At 69.6% G+C, this 3,621-nt stretch carries 4 protein-coding genes; 1 reads left to right on the top strand and 3 read right to left on the bottom strand.

Annotated elements, in window-relative coordinates:
• Window positions 1-127 precede the first annotated feature (127 nt).
• The gene (locus BN11_RS25625) at window positions 128-259 is read right to left on the bottom strand and encodes a hypothetical protein (protein WP_268807114.1); all 132 of its coding nucleotides are present in this window, start codon (window positions 257-259) and stop codon (window positions 128-130) included.
• Window positions 260-496: 237 nt separating this feature from the next.
• Here BN11_RS25625 and BN11_RS13440 point away from each other — a divergent pair, with 237 nt between their 5' ends.
• The gene (locus BN11_RS13440) at window positions 497-1,609 is read left to right on the top strand and encodes a glycosyltransferase family 4 protein (protein WP_048698460.1); all 1,113 of its coding nucleotides are present in this window, start codon (window positions 497-499) and stop codon (window positions 1,607-1,609) included.
• Window positions 1,610-1,626: 17 nt separating this feature from the next.
• Here BN11_RS13440 and BN11_RS13435 read toward each other — a convergent pair whose 3' ends face one another.
• Window positions 1,627-3,339: a hypothetical protein gene (locus BN11_RS13435; protein ID WP_235435473.1), complete on the bottom strand. Its 1,713-nt coding sequence runs from the start codon at window positions 3,337-3,339 to the stop codon at window positions 1,627-1,629.
• A gap of 56 nt (window positions 3,340-3,395) precedes the next feature.
• Window positions 3,396-3,621: hypothetical protein (locus BN11_RS13430; RefSeq protein ID WP_162213235.1), on the bottom strand; the 226-nt coding region annotated here is incomplete at its 5' end.

Raw genomic sequence — 3,621 nt, 5'->3', positions numbered from 1 at the left:
AGGACGGCTTGCCCGGCGGCATCGACCGCGGCCACCAGGCCGGGGTCGGCGAGCGCCTGCGCCAAGCGCGCCCAGTCTTCGCGGGCGGCCGCGTGCAGGTCCCGGACCTCCTCGGGCGATGCGCTGCTCACCTGCTCTCCACCCGCCACGTCGTCACGCCCTGCTGGCTGAAGGTGAACTCGCCCACCGTCATACCCATCGCCAGCAGCTTCTCCGCGACGATGTGCTTGCGCTCGAACTCGCACGGGGACCATGCCATGTCCTACGCGAAGACGGGTCCCGGGAGGAAGACCGGCGCACAGATCGGCAGCGCCGACCAGGTCGGCCATCCGGATGCGCGGTGGACTGATGGCGTGCTGCTGGGTGGGTCGTGTGATGCGGGGTAGCCCCAGTGGCCCATCCCGCGATCAGGTGCGGTATCGTCCCGTCGGCCACTGTATTACCGAATAGTAACGAGAGTCGTGGCTTCGCTTCCGTTCCCGTCCGCCAAAGGGTCATGTCCGCTCCGCTACGTATTCTGCTCCACAACTGGCGCGACCCCTACCACCCGGAGGGCGGCGGCGCGGAGAAGTACATGGCCGAGATCGCCAAGGGCCTGGCCGGTCTCGGCCACACGGTGACGATCAGAACGGCTGCGTATGCCGGAGCCCTGCCCCGCGAGAAGGTCGACGGGGTTCGCTATGTACGCAAGGGCAACCGGTACGCCATCTACCCGCGCGCCATCGCCGCCGGTCTTCTCGGCCGGTACCGGCCGGATGTCGTCATCGACGTGCAGAACGGCATTCCGTATCTCTCACCGCTCGTGCGCCGCGTGCCGGTGGTCAATCTCGTCCATCACGTCCACAAGGAGCAATGGCCGGTCGTCTTCGGCCCCGTCATGGCGCGCACTGGTTGGCTGATCGAGTCCCGCCTGTCGCCGGCCGTGTACCGGTGCTCGACGTATGTCGCGGTGAGCGACTCCACCCGCCGGGAACTGTCCGAGCACGGCGTGGCCCTCGACCGGATCCACGTGATCCACAACGGCACGGACGCCGTCGCCGGCGACGAGGTCCGCAGAAGCGCCACCCCGATGCTCGTGGTCCTCGGCCGCCTCGTGCCGCAGAAGCGGGTCGAGTACGCCCTGGACGCCCTCGCCGCCCTCCGGGGCCGCTATCCCGACCTGCGGCTGGTCATCGTGGGCAGCGGCTGGTGGGCGCCGAACCTGGTGGCGTATGCCGACCAGCTCGGGGTGAGCGATGCCGTGGAGTTCACCGGCCACGTCTCGGAGGCCGAGAAGCACCGGATCCTCGCCGAGGCGTGGATCCACCTCATGCCGAGTCTGAAGGAGGGCTGGGGGCTGGTCGTCGTCGAGGCGGGGGTTCACGGCACCCCCACAATCGCCTTCGCGGAGGCCGGCGGGCCCACCGACTCGATTCGCGACGAGGAGACCGGTCTGCTCGTCCACGGCGGTTCGGCCGAGTTGACCGGGGCGATCGACCGGTTGCTCGGCGACAACGAGCTGTGGTGGAGGCTGAGCCGCCGGGTCGTCACCTGGGTCGCGCGCTTCCAGTGGGATGAGTCGGTCCGCCTCTGGGACGAACTCCTGCATCGGGTCACCGGCCGTCCCTGACGGAGGGCGGTCCGGCGCTATGAGTGCCGTGCGGGGTACGGCAGGCCGACGACCGCCGATACGACACACAACGTTCCGGAGGCCGCCTCGAGGCGGACGTCGAACCCGTCCGCGGCCCCCGATACGGCGAGATCGAGCGAGCCAGCGCCCTCAGCCACGGCGACCTGCTGGGCGCGACCGGCGTAGGTCACGGTCGCATACCCCTGCCCCCCCGAGTAGTAACCGAGGCGCAGCACCCGGGCCTCGCCACCGACCGGCGACTCCAGCGGCACCCGCACGGGGGTCTGGGTCGCGTGGTAGCCGCAGACGTCCCGTTTGACCGGGACGGCCTTGACGGGTTCGACGAGGGTGACGTCGACGACATGCCCGGATGAGTCGATCATCCGGTAGGGGCGGCTGCTCGGGATGTCGAAGACCGGGTGCTCGGGCACCGCGGCCAGGACAGTAGAGGCGCGCGCGTCGTCGCCGAACCAGACGACCATCATCGCGCCCGGGACCGCACCGTCATAGAGCACAACGTTCGGATCGGCCTGCAGGGCGGCACGTGCCTTGCCCACCCACGAGCGATCGAGCCGGTTGAGGGTTTCGGGGAGCACAGCGGCGGTCGTGACTGCGCTGGAGAGGGCATAGGCCGTCGCGATCAGCAGCGGCAGCGGGCTGGGGCGGCGCAACGTGCGCTGTTCTGCCCGCGTCCCCGGAGCTGCCGTCGTGGCTCGGGGACGCAGGAGGAGCGCGACCAGCACGGTCGCCGGGACGAGCAGGTCCGCGGCATACCGCGGGATGAGTCCGAAAATCGCGCCGAGCTGGGTGCGGCCGCCGAGGAGGAGCACGGCGTTGGCGAGCAGGACGAGCCCGAAACCAATCCACGCCCAGGTCGCGTCGCGTCCCCTGTGTCGGATGCTCCACGCGACGAGTGCCAGGGTTGCCGCGTTGGTGAGGACCACCGCCAGCACCGGAGGCACGCTGACGCCGTGACCGAGAAACCGCGGGACCCACGGCCCACCCCACAAGCCGGGGAGCGCATTGCGGAAGACGACATTGCCGAGCAACGACAGATTCGAGGTCGGGGCATCGCCCGGCTCGATGGGCGCGAGCGCCCGGTGGATCAGCAGGTACGCGAGACCGAGGGTGGCGGTGAGGGTCCACGTCGGCAGATTCCGTCTGAGCACCGTCCTGACGCGCTCGGACGGGGAGCCCGAGGCAAGCGCGAGAGCCAGCGCGCCGACGATGACCGGGACCAGCAGGCCACGTTCTTGGAAGGCGAGCGCCAAGAGCATCGCCAGGCCGACGCACGCACTCGCCAGCCGAGGCCGGTCGCTCCCCCACCGCAGGTGGGCCAGGACGGCGAGCAGGAAGGCGCACGTGACCGGGACAAACTGAATCGCAACGGCCCACCACTGGATTGACCACAGGCTGATCGGGGACGCGCAGAAGACCACCATCGGCACGATCCGGGCCCACGTCGGTCCGACGAGCCGCGTGCCGACGAGCCAGGCCAGGACACATGCGAAACCCCACATCAGGACAACGGGCGGGACGCTGCGTTCCCAGTCCATCCGGGCCCACCGGGCATCCATCCAGGCCCAGAGGAATCCCCCGGGGAACAAATGGCCGGAGTAGTTCTGGAATAGGAAGGAGAAGGTGATCGGGCGGTCGACCGACCGCGCAAGCATGAGGTAGTCATCCTGGGTGTAGAAGGCCCGGCCAAGCATGACCCAGCGAGAGAGCATCGCCAGGAGAACGAGGCCGGCTCCCGCAAGCCCGCTCGGTCCTCGCCAGGGCGCCATCAGGATTGCTCACCTTCTTTGGCCAACACGGCGTTGGCGATCAGGAGGGCGACGGCGCTGACGGCGAGGAGGTCTGCGAGCGCGGGTGGGTATGCCGCGGATCCTCCGCTCGCCATGTCGACCAGCGTGATGGCAAGGGCGGCGCCGAGCAACGCGAGCAGGACGTGGCTCGGTCTCCGGCGCGCGAGCGCCAACCGACTGATGACGATCCCGAGGCAGCCGCCG

The sequence above is a fragment of the Nostocoides australiense Ben110 genome (assembly GCF_001050535.1).
GTDB lineage: Bacteria > Actinomycetota > Actinomycetes > Actinomycetales > Dermatophilaceae > Nostocoides_A > Nostocoides_A australiense.
This window is presented reverse-complemented; position numbering and strand designations above follow the sequence as displayed.

Excerpts from the sequence above, each read along its gene's own strand:
- BN11_RS25625 (WP_268807114.1), bottom strand. The coding sequence starts at position 259 with ATGGCATGGTCCCCGTGCGAGTTCGAGCGCAAGCACATCGTCGCGGAG.
- BN11_RS13440 (WP_048698460.1), top strand. The coding sequence starts at position 497 with ATGTCCGCTCCGCTACGTATTCTGCTCCACAACTGGCGCGACCCCTAC.
- BN11_RS13435 (WP_235435473.1), bottom strand. The coding sequence starts at position 3,339 with ATGCTCTCTCGCTGGGTCATGCTTGGCCGGGCCTTCTACACCCAGGAT.